This is a genomic window from Photobacterium angustum, from assembly GCF_003026365.1.
GTDB lineage: Bacteria > Pseudomonadota > Gammaproteobacteria > Enterobacterales > Vibrionaceae > Photobacterium > Photobacterium angustum.
On record NZ_PYOM01000004.1, the window covers coordinates 100,142 to 123,104 of the forward strand.

Consider the following 22,963-nt stretch of genomic DNA (forward strand, 5'->3'; position numbering starts at 1 on the left):
ATCGTACTTGGACGGAAATGTTCTCGTCGCTTAGTACGACTGGGTATCAACGAATGTTTTTAGAAGCTGGTGCAAGCTTGCTTCGATGTCATCGTTGTAATCACCAGACTCATTAATTTTTGCTAGTAATTCAGCTGACTGACTCTTAGCAAATGCCATTAATGCTTCTTCAAATGCACCGATTTGAGATAACTCAACGTTATTCAAGTAGCCTTTCTCCGCAGAGAAAATAGCAAGTGCTTGCTCAGCAACAGACATAGGTGCGTACTGCTTTTGCTTCATTAGCTCAGTTACTTTTTCACCATGGTCTAGCTGTTTACGAGTTGCATCATCAAGATCTGATGAGAACTGGGCAAATGCTGCCAATTCACGGTACTGCGCAAGTGCGGTACGAATACCACCAGACAGTTTCTTGATGATCTTAGTCTGCGCTGCACCACCAACACGTGATACCGAAATACCAGGGTCAACCGCTGGACGTAAACCTGCGTTGAACAAGTTAGTCTGCAAGAAGATCTGACCATCAGTAATCGAAATTACGTTAGTTGGTACGAATGCTGATACGTCACCCGCTTGGGTTTCAATGATAGGTAACGCAGTTAATGAACCTGTTTTGCCTTTCACTTCACCGTTAGTAAAACGCTCAACATAGTTAGCATTTACACGTGATGCACGCTCTAGTAGACGTGAGTGAAGGTAGAAAACATCACCAGGGAAAGCTTCACGACCAGGTGGACGCTTAAGCAATAGTGAGATTTGACGGTAAGCAACAGCCTGCTTAGACAGGTCATCGTATACGATCAGGGCATCTTCACCACGGTCACGGAAGTATTCACCCATAGTACAGCCCGCATAAGGAGCTAGGTATTGAAGGGCTGCCGCTTCAGAAGCTGAAGCTACAACAACAATTGTATTTTTCAGCGCGCCGTTTTCTTCTAATTTACGTACTACGTTAGCAATTGTTGATGCTTTTTGACCAATAGCCACATACACAGAGTAGATACCAGAGTCTTTCTGGTTAATGATGGCATCAATCGCCATCGCTGTTTTACCTGTTTGGCGGTCACCGATGATCAACTCACGCTGACCTCGACCGATTGGCACCATAGAGTCAACCGCTTTGTAACCAGTCTGGATTGGTTGATCAACCGATTTACGATCGATTACGCCGGGTGCGATAATTTCAACAGGCGCAAAGCCATCATTATCAATCGCGCCTTTACCATCAATAGGCTGACCAAGGGTGTTAACAACACGACCCAATAAACCTTTACCTACTGGCACTTGGAGGATACGACCGGTACCTGTTACTTTCATGCCTTCAGCAAGATCAGCGTAAGGACCCATCACTACCGCACCTACAGAGTGACGCTCTAAGTTAAGTGCCAATGCATAACGGTTGTCTGGAAGTTCAATCATCTCACCTTGCATAACATCAGCAAGACCATTGATAACAATAATACCGTCACTTACAGAGACGATAGTACCTTCATTACGTGCCTGACTAGTCACGTTAAAGGTGGCGATTCGTTGTCTAATTAAATCGCTAATTTCGTTGGAATTCAGTTGCATATCTAATTACCTATTACGCCTGAAGGCTTGTAGCAAGTCGGTTGATAGAGCTTTTTAGCGAGCCATCAATCACCATTTCACCGGCTTTGATTAGCATTCCGCCAACTAGCGACTCATCAATGTGACAATCAAGCTCAACACTGCGATTTAATTTCTTTTGCAGCGCCTGTATCAGGTTCGCTTTCTGCTCATCTGTTAACGGCTCGGTTGTTGTTACTGTCGCTGTTACCATGCGCTCATGATCTTCTTTCAGCTCATGGAACAATTCAGCAACTTGCGCAATCACATTTAGACGTCCATTTTCAGCCATTACTCTGATCAGGTTCTGGCCATGTTCATCCAGCAGCCCCTCACAAACGCCCAAGAACATGTCAGTAAACGCTGTTGAGTCATGCTCGCCAAACTGCTCGCTATCTTCAATTTGCTGAGCAATAACGGGTTGGCTAGCAACCGTTGCTGCGATAATTAACATTTGCTCCCATTGTTCCAATGCATCATTGGCAAGAGCGAAATCAAACGCTGCTTTGGCATAGGGCTGAGCAATAGTTAGTGGATCTGACATAATGTGCTCTCCGCTTACATATCCTTGATGAGTTTATTAACAAGATCGCGGTTAGCATCTGTGTCTAAGTTACGATTAATCAGTTTCTGCGCCGTTTCAATCACCATGTCAGACATTTCTGCACGGAGTTCTTGGCGAAGACGATTACGATCACTTTCCACTTCAGCATTGCCCTGAGCAATAATGCGAGCTTTTTCTTTCTCACCTTCTGCTTGAGCTTCTTCGATAATTTGAGCGCGACGCTTATTACCTTGCTCGACTAATTCATTTGCACTTTTCTTCGCATCATCCAGAAGCTTTTCACCATTAGCTTTTGCTAATTCAAGTTCTTTTGACGCGTTTTCGGTATGAATCAGTCCTTCAGCGATTTCGCGCTGACGTTGGTCAATTAACGCAGTTAGCGGTGGCCAAACATATTTCATACAGAGCCAAACAAAAATCACGAATGAGATTGCCTGACCAAGCATGGTTGCATTTAAATTCATACCATCCTCACTATTTAAATAACGTTATGATTTATAACGGTAGTTCTGGCTATTAAGCCACAGCAAAGATGATGTAAAGACCAATACCCACACCAATCATAGGTACCGCATCCACAAGACCCATCATGATAAAAAACTGAGTACGTAACATAGGGGTTAAATCAGGCTGACGTGCAACACCTTCAAGGTATTTACCCGCAAGATTACCGATACCAGCAGCCGCACCTGCCGCGCCTAAACCAATAAGAAGCGCACCAGCAACGTAAAGAACTGCACTTACAATATCCATGAATGACTCCAAAAATTTATTTAATAGATAAAACTTAAATCGAACTTAATTTATTAATGTTCTTCAGTTGCCATCGCTAGGTACACAACGGTTAGTACCATAAAGATGAAGGCCTGAAGGAACACAATTAAAATGTGGAACAATGCCCACGGCACGCTTAACGCCCACTGCATCCACCACGGCATTAATGCAATCAGGATAAAAATCATTTCACCTGCGTACATATTTCCGAAGAGTCGAAGTCCAAGAGAAATTGGTTTTGAAATTAATGTCACCAACTCCAAAACGAAGTTCACCGGATACAACAATGGGTGTTCAAATGGTTGAGTTGTTAACTCTTTAATAAAGCCAACAAGTCCCTTAGTTTTTAAGGTATAACCAATGATTAAAATAAACACACCTAACGCCATCGACATTGGTACGTTCACATCAGCAGAAGGCAAATCACGGAAGTGCTCAAAGCCCAGTACTCGTGCTAATGCAGGAACGAAGTCGACCGGAATTAAGTCGATCATATTCATTAAGAAAACCCACACGAAGATAGTTAAAGCTAAAGGGCCGACTATCTTGCTTCTCGTCTGAAAAATTTCCTTAACAAGGTTGTTTACAAATTCATAAGTGATCTCAATAAAACATTGCAATCGACCTGGAACACCAGAGGTTCCGCGGCTAACAACATATTTAAAGACACCGATGAACAGTAAACCTAACACCCATACCATAAACATGGAGTCTATATTTAGGCTCCAAAAACCTTGGCCTACAGTAAGGAATGTTAAGTGGTGCTCAATATATTCGTGAGCGGTAGTTACTGCTTCCACCTTACGTCATCCTAAATTGAGGTTTGTTAAGTATCGGGGTTAAAAAGCATCCTAAAAATGTCACGCTATAAGCTAATAACATAGCTACATGATTTACTGGAATAAAACGAACAACAGCTAAAATCATTACCGCGGTATAAACCCACTTAATAAAACTATTAAGTTTGGCTAAATATCGAATACTAATGTCTTTATTTGTTTTTATTTTAAAAGCAGCTGCACTTAAGCCTAACAACGAAGGAATAACTGCAATAGCCACCCCAATAATTGAAGATTTAACGCCAAACCAATTAGTAGTAATAGAAGCGAAACAAATAAAAAGTAAACCTAATATTACTTGCCCTATCACTATTACTTTTGCTGCAGATAAAATATCGCTAGAACCAGATTTCGTATTCATTTCTAATCCTCTTTATTTATGCAATAACCTGCTAAACCCCTCCATTTCAACTTGTTATAGATTATTTCAACTTATGATCAAACCCATACACACATGAATAATGAATAACATCACAAGAAAAAATAACCTCATCAAGAGCAAATATCTCATCAACTAAAATGTTAAGTAAATATTAAATATCAAAGCAGAAAAGTGTTATTTTCAGTAATGCAATTTGCAATACATTTAAAATCAATAACTTTGCCGCCACCTCTTGATGATTAAAATTTACGTGATCGTTATCACTAACGCCATTAAAAAAAATGAAATCAATGTTTTTCATTTTTGAGCAAGTAAATGATTGCAGCCCGAATGGATTATATTGTAAGCAAAGCGAATAATTATGTATTCACATCAATAATCAAAATGAGCGAAATACAAAACTTACGACGTACTAATAATTATTATCAACCATAAAAGTTGACGGTTATTTGCTATTTATTGTCTTTTTTTGCAATAAATTTCAATTTTAAAAGACCAAAATCACGCGATTTAAGCTCGTATTCTTCCTCTTTCACTGCTAGATCAAGAAAGAAAAGCGATAACAACCAACACAGAAAGGGCGTTCTCTGTGGCGAAAAAAGAAGCAAAAGGAAGAAAAATAACTGACTGTATATATAGTCAGATTAATTTTTAAAATAAGGAAGCGGAACAACGTACTTATTTAAAATGAGATGTTACAGAATGAAATAATAAGATGATGATTAACAAAGGTAATAAAAGCCCTTAACGGCACTAAAAACTTTCATTTTTAAGCTCAACAAATATAAATCAACGCTCATTAAAAGCGATTTTCAACGTTGTAATTTACAATTCGAAGTCATAAAAAACAGACAATATTATATTTATAATATCGCTCACTGCGAGCGATAATATGCCACAATAAAAGAGCGAAAATAATACATTAAAAATAAAACATAAAAGTCAATATATGCATCCAGTCCTAAATATAAAATAGAGAAGGTAAGAGTTGCTAAATTCAGCCATTATATTTACCAATTAGGGTTATATATAATAAATATGAATCGTAATAAAAATAGAGCTATCCGACAAAATTTATCGACTGTTTGAGCTATAATTATAGATTAACAACTTTGCCATACGTAGAATCAGCACAAAATAAACAATATTAATGTGCTACAAACATTGCTAATGTAAATAAATAAAACAACGATGATACATATTTACTGATAAACAAATAAAGACAAAGACACATAACTGTTACTTTCAAGATACATTATCAACTAACTGATAACTGCATTTAGTAACATTAATTTGCACCCTCTATTTAATCTTGTCTTTTAATACGCTGGTATGTTTCTGAGATGTAACTTTTATGAGGTATATAAGTAACAATGGAAGTCAAATCTCAACTCTCATCACTAAAAAATACAGTCTCTTCAGGTTGGAAAAGTGTCATTCCTTTTGCAAACTTCAATATTGAGGAGAATCACACCTTTGACATGACCCATTTTGAAGGTCTGTGGCTAAAGCAATACCTCTCAACTATCACGCCTGAGTATCATGCTTTATCCACCCAAATTACAAAAATAGCACAGTCAGTAAATCCTTTAACCTTTAACTTCTATAGTTTAGCGCTATGGACGAGCCCTGATCGCTACACGCAATTACATACACTGTGCCACTACAGCGCATTACTCAATAGCTCTATTCGTTTTCATTTAGATGAAAATAAAGGTGATAACATCAACTTATGGCTATTAAGTAATGAACCGATCGCAAAACATTCAACAGAAAGCCTATCGTTATTGGCTTTACACTTCGCGCTATTATTGAATGTCATCAAGCAAACATGGGGCACACAAACACTTAAAGGTGATGCGTATTTACCCTCGCTGACTAATTTACGTATAGAGCAACAGTTATTTGATAACCTGATTGCGTCATCTGCACTGAATATAAAGTGCCACTATAGCTTTCCGTTGATCCGACTTAGCTTTAGTAAAAAGTCGTTATCCTTACCGTTAACCGATTCTGACCCGGTGATCAATCAAAACAGCTTATGGCAGTTAAAACATCAGCTCGTAAACTATCAGCAGAACAATGTGATTCATCAAGTTTATCGTGCGCTTAGAAGCCTACCTGATTTAGAGGCGGCATCTGGCAACCATATCGCAAGTTTAATGGATATAAGCTTTCGTACCTTAAATAGACGTTTAGCATGTTTATCAACAAGTTATCGAGGGGTGTTAGAGAACTATAAATTAGAAATGGCGTTATCACTGTTAGATAATTCAGAGTTAGGCTTAGCTGATATTGCACAGCAATTAGGTTTTTCTGATCTCAGTACTTTTTCACGCGCGTTTAAACGCTGGACGGGACTGTGTCCGTCTCAGTTAACCAGTAAAAACCAAACAATAGCACCGCGTGTGGTTTCACATTGGGAACTTATTTAAAACTTGTTACTTCACTATTGTTTGATTAGCTGCCTAATAGGTCGCTAATTGTGAGCGATAAGCTAACGAGATATGCTTAAATTTTGTGAAAACCTTAAACCACACCAGCGCATTCTGCTAAACTCCGTCGACAGATTTCGCGATGGTAGGAACACTCAATCATGAGCCAAGAACAAATCAACAACCCATTACACGGTTTGACGTTAGAAAAGATCCTTGTGCGTTTACAAGAGCACTACGGATGGGAAGGGCTAGATGCAAGAATTAAAATTAACTGTTTTTACAGCGATCCTTCTATTAAGTCGTCTTTAAAGTTTTTACGCAAAACTCAATGGGCAAGAGACAAAGTAGAAGCCTTATATATTGAGACTTTTTGTAAGTAACCCGATTGGCATACGCGCTTTAACCAATACATAAGTAAGGTATGCCATCTCCCTCTATCTTCGCAACTTCTAACAACACACCATCAAATCAGGCTAACGATATGTTTACGAGTAGCTAGAACAAAACACTCACCTAGATCATCAATTCGCATAAATAAACATACAGCGCTAGTTCATATTGAATAAAGAACAACAGATTAGAATCCAATCAATAAGATAAAATTAGTTATTTAATCATTAGAAATAAATAATAATTCAATTTTTAAGTTATTTACTCCAAAATTACCAAATTTATCAATATTTAACACTGATGACATTTAACTCATTGGTATCAATTCAGCAACTATTCAAAGGGCAAATGATATTTTCAGGATAACTATTGCTTGCGTAATAGATTAAAGAAGATTCTGTTTCTTATATAACCATCGAATATAAAAAGTTAACTAAATTATGAGTTGTAAATATAAAAAAAATTTACTGTGGCTACTGGTTTCAGCAACATTGGTAACAGGCTGTGGCGGTTCAGATTCTAACTCTAGTTCAGATACAACTACTAAGGACATTCAAATTAGTGGGTCAATCGACCAATCAATAAGTGGGCTAGCGTTAGGAAATAACAGCGAAGATAGTAAAGATAATCTTCATGATTATGTCTTAGCTGTTTTGGACTATAAAAATATACCCAGTGAAGAAAATAAGCCAAGGTTTGTCATGTTACATATGGATAAAAATGGCAAGCCGATTGTTGAAAACATAAATTATCCGGTTGAATGGAATGGAAACACTAAAGGAAATGACCTTGAATCTATCTGCAAATTAGATGATAACTATTACTTAGCTGCTGAAAGTGGTTATTACTATGATAAGAGCGCGGGTGATTACCTTTATGGTCGCCTTTTACTTATCCACCGAGATGCATCATTAGATCCTGACGGATTAAAAAGTGGGTTAACCGTAGAAAAAGTATATAACATAGCTAGCAATCCAGAAAACTTTGCGAATATCAATTTTGAAGGCCTAGCTTGTGCACAAGCTGATGGGAGTGAAAACTATAATATCCTGCTTGGGGACAGAAAATCAGGAAATTTATATTGGGATAGCATAGACGTTAATAACTTTACAAATCAAGAAGATGATACGCTACATTTAAAACAAGTTGGCAAAATTTCAGCCCCTAAAGAGTGGAAAACCAATCGTAATATTTCAGATCTTTTCTATAGTACTCAAGATCATCACCTTTATGGCGCCGCTTCCTTTGATAATAAGACAACAGTTCACCGCTCAACATTATATCGAAGTAGTAAAGTCTTTGAACTTAAGAATACAGAATTTATGGCTGCACTTGGGCCTGACAGTAAGGTTAATATTGATAAGATTGCTGATTTCAAAGAAGATAAAATTGAAGGAATAACAGGTTACGGTATACAGAAAGGAATGTTTTATGGTTCAGATAATGACGATAATAACAATACTTTCGGCTATAAATTGTACTCACATAAAACAAAATAACCCAGTTTTAAATCGTTTATAGTCTTATATCAAATTAGAGCTCTTTAAACGCTCTATTCGTTATACATCCAGTACCTACCTCTCTCAAAACCTATTTTTGGGAGAGGATTTCAGTTAGGCTCAGCAGTACCATTTCACAGTAAAAAAGTAATATAAATTCAAATTAATACTCCAATAGTAAAAAGCCGTATTTTTAAAGGCTGCTTATCGGTTTCCTCGCCATATGCAATAACCTAATAACACTCCCCCTCTTGTCCTCTGATAAAGATCTTCTATCCAATTCAGTAAGTTATACCAAACGACTAACGCAATAAATAAATCTTGGGTAAAGATATATGTCCTCAAAATCATAAATATGCATATCTATGATTATTACAATGTCTCTTTATGTGATTTTTCTCACGTTGAAAACTTAGTGTAAACGTTACCATTACATTCAATGATTAAGCATATGAACGGTGTGTCGATGTCAAAAGATCAAATCTAAGACAGAGACAACTCTCATGCTAAGTCTAAAAAATAAAATTATTAATATGATAAAAGCGCTTAAACAGTTTCAAAGCAGTAAAACAAAGGGGCCATTCATCAGAAAGGATTACCTACTCTTTGAAGCTGTCTCAGCGAAATATCCAATAAAGGGACTCAATGATGGCGACAGTGATTACAGAAGAGCGATCTAATGGAACGCTTTCTTTAGAAAAAAGTGACCTCAATAAAAATGTCTTTATTGCCTGTATTATTGCAGCATTAGCTGGCTTATTATTTGGTCTAGACATAGGTGTGATATCTGGTGCATTGCCTTTCATTGCTAAAGAATTCGGTCTAGCGACACACACACAAGAATGGGTTGTTAGTTCAATGATGTTTGGCGCCGCTTTTGGTGCGATTGGCTCTGGACCGCTATCAAACAAGTTTGGTCGTAAATATAGTTTAGTTGTTGCTTCAATCTTATTTACGGTTGGCTCTTTGGGCTGTGCTTTAGCGAATAACACTGAAATATTAATTATATTTCGTATTTTCCTCGGACTCGCTGTAGGCGTCGCTTCATTCACTGCCCCATTATATTTATCTGAAATCGCACCACAAAAATTGCGTGGTAGCTTAATCTCCATGTATCAATTAATGATTACTATTGGCATCGTCGTTGCCTTTTTGTCTGATACTGCTTTTAGCTATGAGGGACAATGGCGCTGGATGTTAGGTGTGATTACAGTTCCAGCTTTAATTTTATTAATTGGTGTACTGATGCTACCTCGAAGCCCACGTTGGTTAGCTTTAAAAGGCCGTCATACTGAAGCAAAAGAAGTACTTGAATTATTGCGTGGTAGTGATGAGACAGCAAAACATGAACTCGATGCTATTCGTGAAAGTTTAAAGGTAAAACAAAGTGGCTGGTCATTATTTAAAACCAATCGTAACTGTCGCCGAGCTGTTTATTTGGGCGTCACGTTGCAGATAATGCAACAGTTTACTGGCATGAACGTAATCATGTATTACGCACCAAAAATCTTTAAGATTGCAGGCTTTGCAAGTACTGAACAACAAATGTGGGGAACTGTGATCGTAGGTTTAGTGAATGTCTTTGCGACCTTCATTGCGATAGGTTTGGTTGATAAACTAGGTCGTAAACCAATTTTGAAACTTGGCTTTTTAGTCATGTCTGCGAGTATGGCTACACTAGGTTTTCTTTTAAACCAAGGAGTAACAACATCTTTCGAGCAATATTTCGCAGCCTTCGTTTTACTTATCTTTATCGTTGGTTTTGCAATGAGTGCAGGTCCACTTATTTGGGTATTATGCTCTGAGATTCAGCCACTAAAAGCACGTGACTTTGGTATTACAGTGAGTACTGCAACTAACTGGATTGCAAACATGATTGTTGGCGCTACTTTCCTTACTTTCTTACAAGTACTCGGAAATGCGCAAACTTTCTGGCTTTATGCTGTACTTAATATCATCTTCCTCTTTGTTACTTTAATCCTAATCCCTGAAACAAAAGGGATCAGTTTGGAGAAGATTGAGCAAAACCTAATGGCGGGTATACCTTTATCTAAACTTGGAAAGAAATAATACGTTCAATGTAGAAACAGAAAAGAAAAGCTCGCGCTTATCTTTTCTGTTTCAATTTACTAATTATTGACGAATAGATTCTTACTTCGCTTCGGCATTTTTTAAATAAACCAAGATTTCATCTTTAAGCAATAGTTTTTCTTTTTTAAGCTTATCAATAATATCTTCGTCGTAACCGTCTTTCGCTGTCATTTTTTCAATTTCAGCATTTAGCTCGCTGTGTTTATTGTATAGACGCTCAAAATCAACTTCTTTACCTTTTAAAGAATCGATTAACTCTTTGTGTTCTGGAAACATCGGAACTCTCCTCATAAATAGCTTATGTCTTAGTTATACGCCTTCTATCTAATTAAATTAAGACAAAAATCACACTTTTTCTGCTCTATTTATGAAAAACAATATTACTATTTAAAGCCATTGAATATGGCTTTAAATAGGCGCAAGGCGACTTAACTACAAATTTCAGCGAGGGTTCTTAAACGGCGTTCAGATTGGGCAACAAACGGGTTATTCTGATCCCATGCATAACCTGCCAGAATCGAGCACACCATTTGTTTTATTTTAGGATCAGGATCGGTATAGAAAATCACTTTTTGTAATTCACCAGAGTACCAACCTTCTACATAGGTACGGAAAGTATTTACCCCTACCATTAATTTATCGGCATATTCTTGCTGCCAATTAACGTCATCGCCTGCCAATTGCTTCAATAAGGCACTAACAACCAAATCTGCCGATTGCATTGCAATGGTCACGCCTGATGAAAATACAGGATCTAAAAACTCCCCTGCATTGCCTAATAACGCATAGTTGTTCGTCGCTAGGTGTTTTACATTGGCAGAATAACCGCCAATTTGCGCTGCAGGATTCGCGTATTCAGCTTTACTGAGCAGCTTATTTAATGTTGGCTCTTGCGCCACAATTTGCTGCAATGCAGTTTTTTCATCGGCATCGTATTGGGCTAAAAATTCAGGCTCTGCCACCACACCTAATGAGCAAGTCCCGTTGCTAAATGGAATAAGCCAAAACCACACGTCTTCATTAGTTGGGTGAACGGAAATTAAAATCTTTTCACGATCGTGCTCAACACCGCTATCTTCAATATGATCCACCACATGGGTAAAAATGGCATGACGCACAGGTAAACAAGACGGCTGCTCTAAATCGAGTAAACGCGGTAATACACGCCCAAAACCGCTGGCATCTAAAATAAAGTCTGCTTCGAGCGCATAGGTTTGCCCTGTTAACTCATCACGAATCGTAATAACAGAGCGAGTGTCACCACATTCAATTGCTTCTACGCTATGTTGATAGCGAATTTCAACCCCTTGCTTGGCCGCTTCATCGGCTAACACTTTATCAAAATTACTACGCTGAACTTGATAAGTCGTACCAGCGCCTGCTGTGAATTTATCGCGAAAATCAAACGCGGTGTAGGTATCACGACGGCGAAACGCAGCACCATTTTTATATTGAAAATCTGCGCCTATCACTGCATCGAGCATATTGGCTTTTTTGATCACTTCCATACAGGCAGGTAATAAGCTTTCGCCGATAGAAAAACGAGGAAAAGTGTTTTTCTCTAAGACAACAACATCAATATTATTTTGATTGAGCAACGCTGCTGCAACAGAGCCTGATGGACCTGCGCCAATAATCGCAACTTGGGTACGTTGTCTACTGTTCAACATCTTTTTCCTTTTATTAACGCTATAAGTGTCTTACCTGACGGGAGTGAGATAAGAAGCAACGATCGGTTTGGATATATTATCAGCGCAGAGTTTAACAAAGTTATTTCTTCACACCATACAACGGGTATCGCTTTATCTTAAAAAATAGCAATTAGGGACATTGTTTTATTTTCTCATAGGAGAGATCACATTTTCGTTTTAAGGCGTACACACTATTAATACGTCATGACAAATCAGGAAGATGTCCATGAACTCTTTTTTGCTTCTGACTCTGTTATTACTTCCTATAATATCTGGTTGTGCCAACCAAGCCTTTTTCTCACCATCAAATAATAATATACCAAGTAAAGAGGTCATTTGGCTTGATTCGCTCTCTGGCAATAAAATTGCTTATCGCTATTATCACCCTACTAATATCTCTTCTATATCGTCGCCTGAACATCGCGGCATTGTGGTTCACTTTCATGGCAACAGTGGGCAAATGGAGCAAACCCAAGAAAAAGTCGCATGGCTGACAGATTATGGCTTTAACGTGATCACTTTCGACTATTCAGGCTTTGGTCACTCAACAGGTACGGCAACAGATAAAGATGCGTACCTTGATGCGATTTCTATCCTCAATTACATCAATCAATATAACCACCAGCCGTTATTTGTTGTCGCCACATCTACTGGCAGTAATATTTTTTTACGGGCTTGGGCTGATAATCCGATTGAAATTGACGGCATTGTTCTCGACTCCCCCTTTACCAGTTACGTTAAAGAAGCGCAGTTTGTTTTAAGCCAAAGTCCTTTCGGTAAACTCTATGATTGGTTTGCACTGGTAATTATGCGAGATGATTATGCCGCAGAGCAGAGTTTGCATCGTGTTCCGGAGAGTCATGCCTTGGTATTACACTGTGAAGAAGATAGCGTTGTGCCATTTGAATTTGGTGAAACACTCTATCAACAGCTCAAGGGGAATAAAGAATTTATGGCTTTCGATGATTGTCGACACGCGAGAGCCATGACAGGCGACCACCCTCATTATCAGCAAAACATTGCCCAATGGTTAGTTAACACCGAGCAATACGTCAGACAAAATAACCGAGAGCAAGCCACGCAAATGGTCGCTTATAATGAATAGTTCGGTTCGTTTATGCGGCTGATAAAGTTAACAATGTATGACCTAAACCGATATTGTCTTCGCGCTCTGTCACAATAAAGCCCGCTTCTTTGACGATTTCTAGAAAATCATCACTGCGATAGAAACGGCTATTACCGTTGGCTAAACAAGTGAAATATAACGAGGTCGCATTCAAACTATAGGTTGCTGCTTCGTAACGCTGTGCATCCCAGAAAAGCTCTAAAATATACACCACCGCATCAGGCGACATAGCTTCACGTACGCGACGTAATATACTCAGTATTTCCATCGGTGAAAAACAATCTAAAAACTGGCTCATCCACCACACATCCGCTCCTTGCGGTAATGCTTGAGATTTATCCAGTAAGTTAGTGCCCACACCCGAAATGCGTTCTGCCAGTCCATTTTTTTGGGCTTGCGCAAGCGCCATCTCAATTTGTTGTGGTAAATCGATAATAGTAACGTTCACATCAAGATCATACGTACAACACTGTTGCGCCCACTTCCCCGTATTACCGCCAATATCAAATAAGCGTTTAGGCTTTTTCGCAAAGACACGTTCAAGTAGTAACGAAAATGAACGATCAGAATAGAAATGATCGAAATTAAACCAACTTTCTTTGGCGGCTACAGGTAATTGAGATAGTCCTTGATAAATGGTTTCCCAATCGCCTAGTTCAACAAGGCCTGCGGGTTTGCTTTCTTTAATGGATTCAGAAAGGTGTATCATCGCGGCGTAGCAAACATCTGCGGTAAAATCGACATTTGCTCGAGTCATGCCATCATGCAGTAAATAATGCCCCAGATTAGCTAAACGGTATTTTGGCGCGTGCCAAGTGACAATATGTGCGCTTAGCCCCATATCTAATAACACTTTTACACCATATTCGCTGATCCCTGTACGCTTTGAAATTGCAACAGCATCCAACCCATCTTTTTTTACTTCATCTAATGCCGCGAGGATACCAAGATCACGCAGTGATTTAGCGGTTTGAAATACGATAGGAGAAAAAGCAAGTTTTTGCGCTTCTGTTTTTGCATCAAGAGCATTAAAAGGATCTAGAGAATAATCGGTCACACAACACCTTCATAGGTTATACAGTTGGCGCTTATTCTATCGACCCTTTACTCACTCTTATTGTTTTAAAACAAATTATCTGTCATTAGTTAATATCATTATGTATGCACTTATTACGATAATTTTATTAATAGTTTTGAGTACTTACATCTAATTGCTGTTGAATAGAGCGAGATAATTTCACCACCCAGTTATTGTAATTGCGGTGAATATCCGTGCCGTCATAATCCAAATTTTGACTATTTTTGTAATCGATACTGTAACTTAATGCAGAATAAGGAATGTCGACCGTTGCGGTATGAGTTCGAACAGAAAGGGTTGCCACAATCAAGCCTGTTTTTATTTACTCGAGCGCTCCATCCTCGTTGCTCTGCTGCGGTTAATATCGCTGTTTGAACATCATCAATAGAATGTTGTTGCCCAGTGACAGTGCTCGGCACATAGACATCATTTAAATTCATGACAGGTTTGCTGGTACAACCTACAATCAGCAAGCTAGCCATTATACTAAGCAGTGTCTTTTTCATTTTAAGGAGCATCATTATTTCAGTTAACACCTAATAAGAATTATCATCTAAATCGATCCCAACAAACAAGATGAATCTGCTACTTAGCTAATGAATGACATATTTAAAATTTTACATACTATTTTTTACGTTGCGTGCAATAACAACACAAATATGTTTTTCAATCACAGGTAGACTTTATTATCATAAGACACATTCATTAGAACACGACATTTAACGCAAACGGTTAACCATGAACTCTGTGCACTTTACAATTAACCAGTGGGAAGCTCGCTCACTCGGCCTGTCATCTCTCGCTGAGTGGCAGCAATGGGCAATAACCCAAAACTGGCCTCAAGCACCAGAGCCTATTGTGTTTGATAAAATACCGCCGATGATGCGACGTCGTATGAGTAATTTAACCAAATTGGCGTTACAAACGGCTTTGCATATCTCAGAGCAACAGCAGATTGATTACATTATTTTCTCAAGTCGTCATGGTGAATTACACCGCACTGTTAATTTAGTCGAGTCGATCATTAAAGGTGACGATGCGTCACCCATCGCCTTCTCGCAATCCGTTCACAATACGGCAGCAGGGCTTTATACCATTATCACTAAACAGCCAATCCCTGTGACATCATTATCGGCAGCAGAGCACACGCTTCATTCTGCACTCATCGAAGCGGCGTGTTATCTAAACGAAAATCCAGCCCATCAGGTTTTATTAGTCGATTTTGATGAACCATTACCTGAACAATATCAGGAGTTTGAAACCCAAGCTCATCAAGGTTATGCATTCAGTGCTATTTTATCTGCTGGTAGTGGCTATACGCTACAATGGAATAAAACAGATAAAAGCAGCAAGGAAGTCACTATGGGATATCCACAAACATTAGATGTAATTAAACATCTCTCTTTAGGGGACGAATCATTTAGCCTCTCAGATCAGCGTAACCACTGGCACTGGGTACGAAACAAGTGACAGCATCAAGACTCACTATGCCGCAACAGCTGAATAAATATTGGCGTATTGTTGCAACCGGATTTTGCTTTAGTTTATTTGGTGTCGGTGCACTCACCTTAACCTTCATTATTTTCCCGTTAATGACGCGAACAGCAAAAAACGCCCAACAGCGCGAATTTAAAATACAGAAAATTATTCAACAATCATTTGATTTTTTCTGTCGCACCATGCGTTTTTGGGGCACGATTGATTATCGGTTTGAAAACATAGAATTGTTAGAGAACGATAGAAATTGCCTTATTGTGGCCAATCATCCTAGTTTAATTGACTATGTTCTGATCGCTTCTCGACTTCCTCAGTGCGACTGTTTGGTAAAAGCGGCTATCTGGCATAATCCGTTTATGAAAGGCATTGTTAAAGCGGCGGGCTATATTCCCAATAGAGATCCTGAAAGTTTGCTGGATGACTGTAGTGAACGATTAGGTAGCGGTAATGTCTTATTAGTTTTTCCTGAAGGTACTCGTACCACGCCAGGGAAAAAATCTAAATTACAACGTGGGGCTGCACAGATAGCAGTTCGCACTGCATCGGATCTCCGTGTTATTCATATCACGGTTGAACCTAGCTTTTTAACCAAAGAAAAAAAGTGGTATCAAGTTCCCGACAGCAAGCCTTTCTTCTTAGTCGAAGTAAAGGATAAAATAGCGGTTGGATCATTTATTGAAAGTAGTGATTCCGCCACAACAGCAGCACGTAAGCTCAACCGTTATCTTGATGATGCTCTTTTTCCTGCTCAACACACTGTTCAGCATCATGATAACAATCACAAGTAGGTACTATGGAACAACTACATAACGAATTAAAAACACTCATCATTGATGCATTAAATCTTGAAGACATCACTATTGATGATATTGAAACAGATGCCCCGCTATTTAATGATGGCCTAGGTTTAGATTCTATTGATGCGTTAGAATTGGGCTTAGCGATTAAGAAAAAATACAATATTGTTATTGATGCTGATGACACCAATACTCGCGAACATTTTGCATCGGTTGCTAACTTAGCAAACTATATTTCTAATAATAAAAACTCATAAAATAGCGTAAAAAAAATGACAGAAGCGAATCGTAACCAAGTTTTTGACCAAGTGAAAAATGTTCTTGTTGAACTGTTTGAGCTTGACGCAGATGACATTCAACCGCAAACCAATCTATACACTGAACTTGATTTAGACAGTATTGATGCCGTTGATTTAGTCGTTCACTTACAAAACATGACCGGTCAGAAAATCAAACCTGAAGAGTTCAAAGCTGTCCGTACCGTTGATGACGTGGTCGATGCAGTGATCGAACTTGTTAAGGAATAATTGATGATGAGTTTGCTGACAGGTGTGTCAGCATTAGCGTTACTCGCCTATCCTCTTGCGGTTTACTATGGTTTAAGCCGTTGGGGGTTAGGGGTAGTTGCGGGACTACTTGCGATTTTGTTTTTACTCCGCATTATCGCGGCGAAACAAACTCAGCTTCGTGAACTTAAGTATATTGCATGGCTCAGCGGTGGCGCGGGACTCATCCTTGCTTTACTCGGCAGCATTTTTCGTGAACATGGCTGGTTTCTTTATTATCCAGTGATCGTCAATATCCTTATGCTTGGGCTGTTTAGTGCCAGTTTATGGCAAAAACAGAGCCTCATTGAGCGACTAGCACGACTGCAAGAACCTGATTTACCACCAAGTGGCGTTCGCTATACGCGCAATGTCACCAAAGTATGGTGTGTATTTTTTATTGCTAATGGCTCAATCGCACTCACAACCTGTTTTCTTCCACTGCAAATATGGACGTTATACAACGGGTTGATCAGCTACCTTCTTGCGGGCAGTCTGTTTGCGATTGAATGGGTTGTACGACAATTTGTTCAGCGTAAATCACAGTGAGAAATTAATCTCTAATTATTGCTCCTCTCTAATTGTTCTACCTTCAACACCGGAATTACCATGAAACCATTAATACTGCCGACAACAATGATTCCGTTATCTCAATTAATGCAGCAGTCTGAGCGCCAATCTCCGGTGTCTGTCGATCCATCAGGTCATCAATCGTGGCAGCAGTTTCACAATGATGTTGCTTTACTGTGTGAAAAGCTAAACAGCTATGAGCAACAACAATGGGCGATATGTTGCGAAGATAGCTACTTCTTTGCTGTCGCCTTTATGGCATTAGCCCACAGTAAACAGCACATGGTGTTACCAGGAAATCATCAACCAGCAGCCCTTGCAGAGCTTAGCCACCATTTTGATGGCTTACTCCACGATAACAATATCCAATGCCCTGAATCGTGTATTAGCCTCAAGCTAAATACGATAAATTGGCAGTCCTCACTCGATATTCCTATTGTATTTGAACCACTAACGCTCGCAGATATTCAACTAACGCTGTTTACGTCTGGTTCTAGCGGAAAACCCAAAGCCATTATTAAAAACCTCGCGTTACTAAATTACGAAATCGCCCAGTTAGAAATGCTATGGGGGCAGCAATTAGCGCAAACCACGATTGTTAGTACCGTTTCACATCAACATATCTATGGCTTATTGTTTCGTATTTTATGGCCGCTTTGCTGCGATCGCAGTTTCAGTCGTTTTGATTTGATCTACCCAGAGCAGGTAATGGCACAAGCCAGTGATAGTTGTGTGCTCATTAGCAGCCCTGCGTTGCTAAAACGCCTTGATAATGAAGATAAAACACAAGACTATCGCGCAATTTTCTCTTCTGGTGGGCCGCTAACCTTAGCGGCAGCTCAACAATGCCAAACACTATTTAGCAAATTACCTTTTGAAGTCTTTGGTAGTACGGAAACGGGAGGGATTGCTTATCGTCAGCAACATGATAATTCAACACCATGGCAACGCTTCCCTGTTATTGACATCGCACTGAATGCAGAGCAATGCCTTAAGATTTTATCGCCGTTTATTGATCAAGATCTGTGGTATCAAACCAGTGATCATTGTGAACAGATCGATAACGATCATTTCATTTTAAAAGGTCGTACCGACCGTATAATTAAAATAGAAGAAAAACGCATTTCGTTAACCGATGTTGAGCAGCGCCTATGTTCGTTGCCATGGATTGAAGAAGCCGCTGTATTACCCTTAGAGCAAAATAATCGTCTTATTTTAGGCGCAGTGATTACACTATCAAATGAAGGGAAAAAAGACGTTCGGCAACGTGGAAAAGGGAAGTTTTGGTTGCTCCTGCGTCAACAACTACGCCAATGGATTGAGCCGGTTGGTATTCCACGCAGCTACCGCCTTGTTGATAGCATTCCTTTAAATACGCAAGGAAAGCGTTTAGTTAGCGATCTAGAATCGTTATTTACTGATGACGCCTCGACATAGTAAGCATAATAATGATGACCAATAGAACACCCACATTACTCGCTCAACATATTGATGGTTATAAGGCCGAGATCACCTTGCGCCCTGACAATCAACTTTTTGATTTTAAAGGGCACTTCCCAACTTTCCCGTTATTACCCGGTGTGAGCCAAATTGACTGGGCTGTACATTTTGCCAAGCAATGCTTTCCTAATATGCCAACCTTATTTAACGGTATGGATGTGATTAAATTCCAAGAGCCAATCTTGCCAGATAGTACCATCACTCTCACACTTGAATGGCGTGACGATCAGCAAAAACTGCATTTTAGCTATACCTCAACCGATGCTAATGGCACGCTACATAAACATTCATCAGGTAAAATTAAGCTAGGTCGTCAACATGTGTGAATTTAAGCCCTGCTTTCTGATCCCTTGCTATAACCATGGCGCAACGGTGCCTGCCGTTGTGAATGAGTTAATAAATTATGATTACCCCATTGTCATTGTTGATGACGGTAGTGAATTAGCTACCCGTAAAATTTTATCGGAGCAAGCCAAACGCCCCAATATCAACATTGTTACCCTGCCGCAAAACCAAGGTAAAGGGGGGGCAGTTATCGCTGGCATAAAGCAGGCACAAGCACTTGGCTTTACCCATGCCATTCAAATTGATGCCGATGGTCAGCACGATTTATCCGCGTTACCTAAGCTGATCAATGAATCAAAAACCTATCCTGACTCACTGATTTCAGGTCAACCGATTTACGATGAATCAATCCCTAAATCGCGACTCTATGGTCGTTATGCCACCCATATTTGGGTCTGGATTGAAACCCTTTCGTTTGCTATCAAAGACAGTATGTGTGGTTTTCGCTCATACCCTATCGATGCCATGATGAATGTGATTAATCACAACAAGCTTGGTTTGAGAATGGATTTTGATACTGAAATCATGGTGCGTTTTTACTGGGGTAACGGCGATATTCGTTTTATTGATACCAAAGTTATTTATCCAGAAGATGGTATCTCTCACTTTGATGCATTGTGGGATAACGTCAAAATTAGTTGGATGCATACCAAGCTATTTTTTGGCATGTTGCCACGTATCCCTAGGCTAATTAAACGAAAGTCACCCGATCAACAACATTGGTCATCCCATGCCGAGCGCGGCACCATTGTAGGGATCAAGACATTACTTGCGGTGTATTCTCTGCTCGGACGAAAAGCATTTAATCTGATCTTAAAAGCCGTGATGGGCTATTACTACTTAACGGGGAAAACGGCTCGCAAAGCATCTGAAGATTATTTAGAGCAACTTGAACAATACGCAAGTGAAAATCAGCTTTCATTGCCGAAAAAGCTCAATAGCTATGATCATTTATTATCATTTGGTCATACCATGCTCGACAAACTTGTGGCATGGAAAGGCGATTATTCAGAGCAACACTTAACCATTCATGGTAGTGAACATTTTGATGATCTCGCCAAACGAAAACAAGGTGCCATCATTTTAGGCTCTCACCTTGGAAATCTAGAACTTTGTCGTGCGTTAAGTTCTCGTCATCCCGATATAAAAGTTAACGCTTTGGTCTTTACCGAACACGCAGAGCGCTTTAATGCGGTATTAAAAGCCATTAACCCTGATTCAGATCTGAACCTTATTCAAGTCAATGAGCTCAGCGCAAGTACTGCCATCATGTTACAGCAAAAAATTGAGCAAGGTGAATGGATAGTGATTGTCGGTGATAGAACGTCGGTCACCAAAGAGCAACGTGTGGTATGGGCCGATTTCTTAGGTAAACCGGCCCCGTTCCCACAAGGCCCCTTTATTCTGGCTTCGGTCATGAAGGCGCCCGTTTATTTACTCTTTGGTTTACGTGATGACAGCCAAGCAGAGCCCCATTTTGATATTTACTTAGAACCCTTTAGTGATGCTTTGATCTTACCTCGTAAAACACGAGAAACAGCATTACAACAAGTGGTTCAAGACTATGCGTCACGACTAGAATCTTACACAATTCAAGTCCCATTGCAGTGGTATAACTTTTTTAATTTTTGGCAGCTTAGTGGAAAAAACAATGACAACGACTAATTCGACAACAACTCAACAAACCATTAAGTTTGGTGCTGAACGCCTCACAATTGAAGATGTTTGCGCGATTGCCAATGGTGCCCATGCAGAAATGAACAACGACACTGCATTCAATGAAAAAATTGATCGCGGCGTAGCATTTCTTGAACGCTTATTGAAAGATGAAGGCGTCATTTATGGTGTAACCACTGGCTATGGCGATTCTTGTACTGTGGCGATCCCACCTAAATTGGTTGACGAATTGCCTCTGCACCTTACACGCTTTCACGGTTGTGGTTTAGGTGAAGTGCTACAGCAACCTCAAGCTCGCGCAGTACTTGCCACACGTTTATGTTCACTGTCACAAGGCGTTTCAGGCGTGAGTCATGAATTGCTCAACCAGTTAGTCACGCTGATTAATCATGACATCGTGCCACGTATTCCAGAAGAAGGCTCTGTTGGTGCCAGTGGCGACTTAACGCCACTGTCTTATGTTGCAGCCACCTTAATTGGTGAACGTGATGTTATCTACAAGGGTGAAATTCGCCCAACCGCTGAAGTGTTTACTGAGCTTGGCATCTCGCCAATCCAATTACGCCCTAAAGAAGGGCTAGCGTTAATGAATGGTACATCTGTGATGACCGCATTGGCTTGTCTAGCCTACAAACGCGCTGAATATCTTGCGCAAATGGCAACTAAAATTACCGCGATGGTTTCTGTCGCAATGCAAGGTAATGATTTCCACTTTGATGAGGCACTGTTTGCGGTAAAACCTCACCCGGGTCAACAACAAATCGCAAGTTGGTTACGTTCTGATCTGCAAGCTGAACGTCCACCTCGTAACAGTGATCGCTTGCAAGATCGCTACTCTCTGCGCTGTGCGCCACATGTTATTGGGGTTTTACAAGATAGCCTACCTTGGCTACGCCAAATGATTGAAAACGAACTCAACAGCGCCAACGATAACCCAATTATTGACGGTGATAACGAGCATGTTCTTCATGGCGGTCACTTCTATGGCGGTCATATTGCGATGGCAATGGATACGTTAAAAACAGCAGTCGCTAACATTGCCGATCTACTCGATCGTCAAATGGCTCAGCTAATGGATTATAAGTTTAATAATGGCTTACCCTTTAACTTAACAGGTGCCGTTGGTGAACGTAAGCCGATCAACCATGGTTTTAAAGCCGTGCAAATTGGGATTTCAGCATGGACGGCAGAAGCTTTAAAACACACGATGCCAGCCAGTGTTTTCTCTCGCTCAACGGAGTGCCATAACCAAGATAAAGTCAGTATGGGAACCATTGCATCACGTGACTGTTTACGTGTATTACAGTTAACAGAACAGGTGACTGCCGCTTCGTTACTGGCAGCAACCCAAGCAATTGAACTGAGAAAACGTGATGATGAACTCAACGCTTCACACCTCAGTCCTGCATTAACAAAGATGAATCAATCTGTATTAGAGCACTTTGAAGTTGTGATTGAAGATCGTCCGCTTGAGCATGATTTACGTCTGTTCATTGATATGATTCAGCAGCAGCACTGGGCATTGTATTACTAACCTCTATTACGCTTCAAAAATTAACCAAATACTCA

At 39.7% G+C, this 22,963-nt stretch carries 24 protein-coding genes; 14 read left to right on the plus strand and 10 right to left on the minus strand.

The window, feature by feature from the left end; translation table 11 throughout:
* Positions 1-30: 30 nt before the first annotated feature.
* From atpA to CTN01_RS05435, 6 genes are read right to left on the minus strand one after another with little or no spacing between them, the layout of a single operon-like run.
* Complete coding sequence (gene atpA / locus CTN01_RS05410) at positions 31-1,572, minus strand: F0F1 ATP synthase subunit alpha (RefSeq protein WP_005366518.1); 1,542 nt, start codon at positions 1,570-1,572, stop codon at positions 31-33.
* A gap of 13 nt (positions 1,573-1,585) precedes the next feature.
* A complete protein-coding gene (locus CTN01_RS05415; protein ID WP_005366520.1) occupies positions 1,586-2,134 on the minus strand; it encodes a F0F1 ATP synthase subunit delta in 549 nt (182 codons plus the stop codon).
* A 14-nt stretch (positions 2,135-2,148) separates the two neighbouring features.
* The gene (gene atpF / locus CTN01_RS05420; protein ID WP_005366521.1) at positions 2,149-2,619 is read right to left on the minus strand and encodes a F0F1 ATP synthase subunit B; all 471 of its coding nucleotides are present in this window, start codon (positions 2,617-2,619) and stop codon (positions 2,149-2,151) included.
* 52 nt (positions 2,620-2,671) lie between these two features.
* A complete protein-coding gene (gene atpE, locus CTN01_RS05425; RefSeq protein ID WP_004727739.1) occupies positions 2,672-2,908 on the minus strand; it encodes a F0F1 ATP synthase subunit C in 237 nt (78 codons plus the stop codon).
* Between the two features lie 53 nt (positions 2,909-2,961).
* Positions 2,962-3,729, minus strand: a complete 768-nt coding sequence (gene atpB / locus CTN01_RS05430; RefSeq protein ID WP_005366539.1) for a F0F1 ATP synthase subunit A — start codon at positions 3,727-3,729, stop codon at positions 2,962-2,964.
* A 1-nt stretch (position 3,730) separates the two neighbouring features.
* Complete coding sequence (locus CTN01_RS05435) at positions 3,731-4,129, minus strand: ATP synthase subunit I (RefSeq protein ID WP_045148492.1); 399 nt, start codon at positions 4,127-4,129, stop codon at positions 3,731-3,733.
* A 1,394-nt stretch (positions 4,130-5,523) separates the two neighbouring features.
* Here CTN01_RS05435 and CTN01_RS05440 point away from each other — a divergent pair.
* The 4 genes from CTN01_RS05440 (at position 5,524) to CTN01_RS05455 (ending at position 10,547) form a co-directional block, all read left to right on the plus strand.
* On the plus strand, positions 5,524-6,585 hold the full coding sequence (locus CTN01_RS05440; RefSeq protein WP_005366546.1) for a helix-turn-helix domain-containing protein: 1,062 nt from the start codon (positions 5,524-5,526) through the stop codon (positions 6,583-6,585).
* Between the two features lie 161 nt (positions 6,586-6,746).
* Entirely contained in the window at positions 6,747-6,968 is a 222-nt protein-coding gene (locus CTN01_RS05445; RefSeq protein ID WP_005366553.1) for a VF530 family protein, read from the plus strand.
* Positions 6,969-7,418: 450 nt separating this feature from the next.
* Positions 7,419-8,477 carry a hypothetical protein gene (locus CTN01_RS05450; RefSeq protein ID WP_107342109.1) on the plus strand — a complete coding sequence of 353 codons (1,059 nt, stop codon included), beginning with the start codon at positions 7,419-7,421 and terminating at the stop codon, positions 8,475-8,477.
* Positions 8,478-9,125: 648 nt separating this feature from the next.
* The gene (locus CTN01_RS05455; protein WP_005366556.1) at positions 9,126-10,547 is read left to right on the plus strand and encodes a sugar porter family MFS transporter; all 1,422 of its coding nucleotides are present in this window, start codon (positions 9,126-9,128) and stop codon (positions 10,545-10,547) included.
* A gap of 81 nt (positions 10,548-10,628) precedes the next feature.
* On the opposite strand, the gene CTN01_RS05460 is transcribed toward CTN01_RS05455, so the two are convergent.
* Positions 10,629-10,844: a DUF465 domain-containing protein gene (locus CTN01_RS05460; protein WP_045148493.1), complete on the minus strand. Its 216-nt coding sequence runs from the start codon at positions 10,842-10,844 to the stop codon at positions 10,629-10,631.
* 152 nt (positions 10,845-10,996) lie between these two features.
* Entirely contained in the window at positions 10,997-12,238 is a 1,242-nt protein-coding gene (locus CTN01_RS05465; RefSeq protein WP_045148495.1) for an NAD(P)/FAD-dependent oxidoreductase, read from the minus strand.
* A gap of 247 nt (positions 12,239-12,485) precedes the next feature.
* On the opposite strand from CTN01_RS05465, the gene CTN01_RS05470 reads away from it, so the two are divergent.
* Positions 12,486-13,364 carry an alpha/beta hydrolase gene (locus CTN01_RS05470; RefSeq protein WP_045132027.1) on the plus strand — a complete coding sequence of 293 codons (879 nt, stop codon included), beginning with the start codon at positions 12,486-12,488 and terminating at the stop codon, positions 13,362-13,364.
* Between the two features lie 10 nt (positions 13,365-13,374).
* Here the strand turns inward: CTN01_RS05470 and CTN01_RS05475 are convergent, their stop codons facing one another.
* A complete protein-coding gene (locus CTN01_RS05475) occupies positions 13,375-14,442 on the minus strand; it encodes a methyltransferase (RefSeq protein WP_045148497.1) in 1,068 nt (355 codons plus the stop codon).
* A 239-nt stretch (positions 14,443-14,681) separates the two neighbouring features.
* Positions 14,682-14,969, minus strand: a complete 288-nt coding sequence (locus CTN01_RS05480; RefSeq protein WP_249033675.1) for a putative periplasmic lipoprotein — start codon at positions 14,967-14,969, stop codon at positions 14,682-14,684.
* A gap of 232 nt (positions 14,970-15,201) precedes the next feature.
* Here CTN01_RS05480 and CTN01_RS05485 point away from each other — a divergent pair, with 232 nt between their 5' ends.
* From CTN01_RS05485 to CTN01_RS05525, 9 genes are read left to right on the plus strand one after another with little or no spacing between them, the layout of a single operon-like run.
* On the plus strand, positions 15,202-15,933 hold the full coding sequence (locus CTN01_RS05485) for a beta-ketoacyl synthase chain length factor (RefSeq protein WP_045148499.1): 732 nt from the start codon (positions 15,202-15,204) through the stop codon (positions 15,931-15,933).
* 17 nt (positions 15,934-15,950) lie between these two features.
* Positions 15,951-16,748, plus strand: coding sequence for a lysophospholipid acyltransferase family protein (locus CTN01_RS05490; protein WP_045148501.1), 798 nt, complete (start codon positions 15,951-15,953; stop codon positions 16,746-16,748).
* A gap of 5 nt (positions 16,749-16,753) precedes the next feature.
* Positions 16,754-17,014, plus strand: a complete 261-nt coding sequence (locus CTN01_RS05495) for a phosphopantetheine-binding protein (protein WP_045148502.1) — start codon at positions 16,754-16,756, stop codon at positions 17,012-17,014.
* 15 nt (positions 17,015-17,029) lie between these two features.
* A complete protein-coding gene (locus CTN01_RS05500; RefSeq protein ID WP_005366568.1) occupies positions 17,030-17,284 on the plus strand; it encodes an acyl carrier protein in 255 nt (84 codons plus the stop codon).
* A 3-nt stretch (positions 17,285-17,287) separates the two neighbouring features.
* The gene (locus CTN01_RS05505) at positions 17,288-17,851 is read left to right on the plus strand and encodes a COG4648 family protein (RefSeq protein WP_080896181.1); all 564 of its coding nucleotides are present in this window, start codon (positions 17,288-17,290) and stop codon (positions 17,849-17,851) included.
* Positions 17,852-17,911: 60 nt separating this feature from the next.
* A complete protein-coding gene (locus tag CTN01_RS05510; protein WP_045148503.1) occupies positions 17,912-19,309 on the plus strand; it encodes an AMP-binding protein in 1,398 nt (465 codons plus the stop codon).
* Between the two features lie 14 nt (positions 19,310-19,323).
* Positions 19,324-19,698 (plus strand): ApeI family dehydratase, encoded by a 375-nt coding sequence (locus tag CTN01_RS05515; protein WP_080896187.1) that lies wholly within the window; start codon positions 19,324-19,326, stop codon positions 19,696-19,698.
* Positions 19,691-21,382 carry a glycosyltransferase family 2 protein gene (locus CTN01_RS05520; protein WP_045148507.1) on the plus strand — a complete coding sequence of 564 codons (1,692 nt, stop codon included), beginning with the start codon at positions 19,691-19,693 and terminating at the stop codon, positions 21,380-21,382. Before CTN01_RS05515 ends, CTN01_RS05520 begins: the two co-directional genes overlap by 8 nt.
* Complete coding sequence (locus CTN01_RS05525) at positions 21,369-22,928, plus strand: HAL/PAL/TAL family ammonia-lyase (RefSeq protein WP_045132023.1); 1,560 nt, start codon at positions 21,369-21,371, stop codon at positions 22,926-22,928. Before CTN01_RS05520 ends, CTN01_RS05525 begins: the two co-directional genes overlap by 14 nt.
* Positions 22,929-22,963: the final 35 nt, after the last annotated feature.

Excerpts from the sequence above, each read along its gene's own strand:
- CTN01_RS05495 (WP_045148502.1), top strand. The coding sequence starts at position 16,754 with ATGGAACAACTACATAACGAATTAAAAACACTCATCATTGATGCATTA.
- CTN01_RS05470 (WP_045132027.1), top strand. The coding sequence starts at position 12,486 with ATGAACTCTTTTTTGCTTCTGACTCTGTTATTACTTCCTATAATATCT.
- atpF (WP_005366521.1), bottom strand. The coding sequence starts at position 2,619 with ATGAATTTAAATGCAACCATGCTTGGTCAGGCAATCTCATTCGTGATT.
- atpE (WP_004727739.1), bottom strand. The coding sequence starts at position 2,908 with ATGGATATTGTAAGTGCAGTTCTTTACGTTGCTGGTGCGCTTCTTATT.
- CTN01_RS05440 (WP_005366546.1), top strand. The coding sequence starts at position 5,524 with ATGGAAGTCAAATCTCAACTCTCATCACTAAAAAATACAGTCTCTTCA.
- CTN01_RS05455 (WP_005366556.1), top strand. The coding sequence starts at position 9,126 with ATGGCGACAGTGATTACAGAAGAGCGATCTAATGGAACGCTTTCTTTA.
- CTN01_RS05480 (WP_249033675.1), bottom strand. The coding sequence starts at position 14,969 with ATGAAAAAGACACTGCTTAGTATAATGGCTAGCTTGCTGATTGTAGGT.
- CTN01_RS05460 (WP_045148493.1), bottom strand. The coding sequence starts at position 10,844 with ATGTTTCCAGAACACAAAGAGTTAATCGATTCTTTAAAAGGTAAAGAA.
- CTN01_RS05510 (WP_045148503.1), top strand. The coding sequence starts at position 17,912 with ATGAAACCATTAATACTGCCGACAACAATGATTCCGTTATCTCAATTA.
- CTN01_RS05525 (WP_045132023.1), top strand. The coding sequence starts at position 21,369 with ATGACAACGACTAATTCGACAACAACTCAACAAACCATTAAGTTTGGT.
- CTN01_RS05415 (WP_005366520.1), bottom strand. The coding sequence starts at position 2,134 with ATGTCAGATCCACTAACTATTGCTCAGCCCTATGCCAAAGCAGCGTTT.
- CTN01_RS05450 (WP_107342109.1), top strand. The coding sequence starts at position 7,419 with ATGAGTTGTAAATATAAAAAAAATTTACTGTGGCTACTGGTTTCAGCA.
- CTN01_RS05505 (WP_080896181.1), top strand. The coding sequence starts at position 17,288 with ATGATGAGTTTGCTGACAGGTGTGTCAGCATTAGCGTTACTCGCCTAT.
- CTN01_RS05445 (WP_005366553.1), top strand. The coding sequence starts at position 6,747 with ATGAGCCAAGAACAAATCAACAACCCATTACACGGTTTGACGTTAGAA.
- CTN01_RS05515 (WP_080896187.1), top strand. The coding sequence starts at position 19,324 with ATGACCAATAGAACACCCACATTACTCGCTCAACATATTGATGGTTAT.
- CTN01_RS05465 (WP_045148495.1), bottom strand. The coding sequence starts at position 12,238 with ATGTTGAACAGTAGACAACGTACCCAAGTTGCGATTATTGGCGCAGGT.
- CTN01_RS05500 (WP_005366568.1), top strand. The coding sequence starts at position 17,030 with ATGACAGAAGCGAATCGTAACCAAGTTTTTGACCAAGTGAAAAATGTT.
- CTN01_RS05490 (WP_045148501.1), top strand. The coding sequence starts at position 15,951 with ATGCCGCAACAGCTGAATAAATATTGGCGTATTGTTGCAACCGGATTT.
- CTN01_RS05435 (WP_045148492.1), bottom strand. The coding sequence starts at position 4,129 with ATGAATACGAAATCTGGTTCTAGCGATATTTTATCTGCAGCAAAAGTA.
- CTN01_RS05520 (WP_045148507.1), top strand. The coding sequence starts at position 19,691 with ATGTGTGAATTTAAGCCCTGCTTTCTGATCCCTTGCTATAACCATGGC.
- CTN01_RS05485 (WP_045148499.1), top strand. The coding sequence starts at position 15,202 with ATGAACTCTGTGCACTTTACAATTAACCAGTGGGAAGCTCGCTCACTC.
- atpA (WP_005366518.1), bottom strand. The coding sequence starts at position 1,572 with ATGCAACTGAATTCCAACGAAATTAGCGATTTAATTAGACAACGAATC.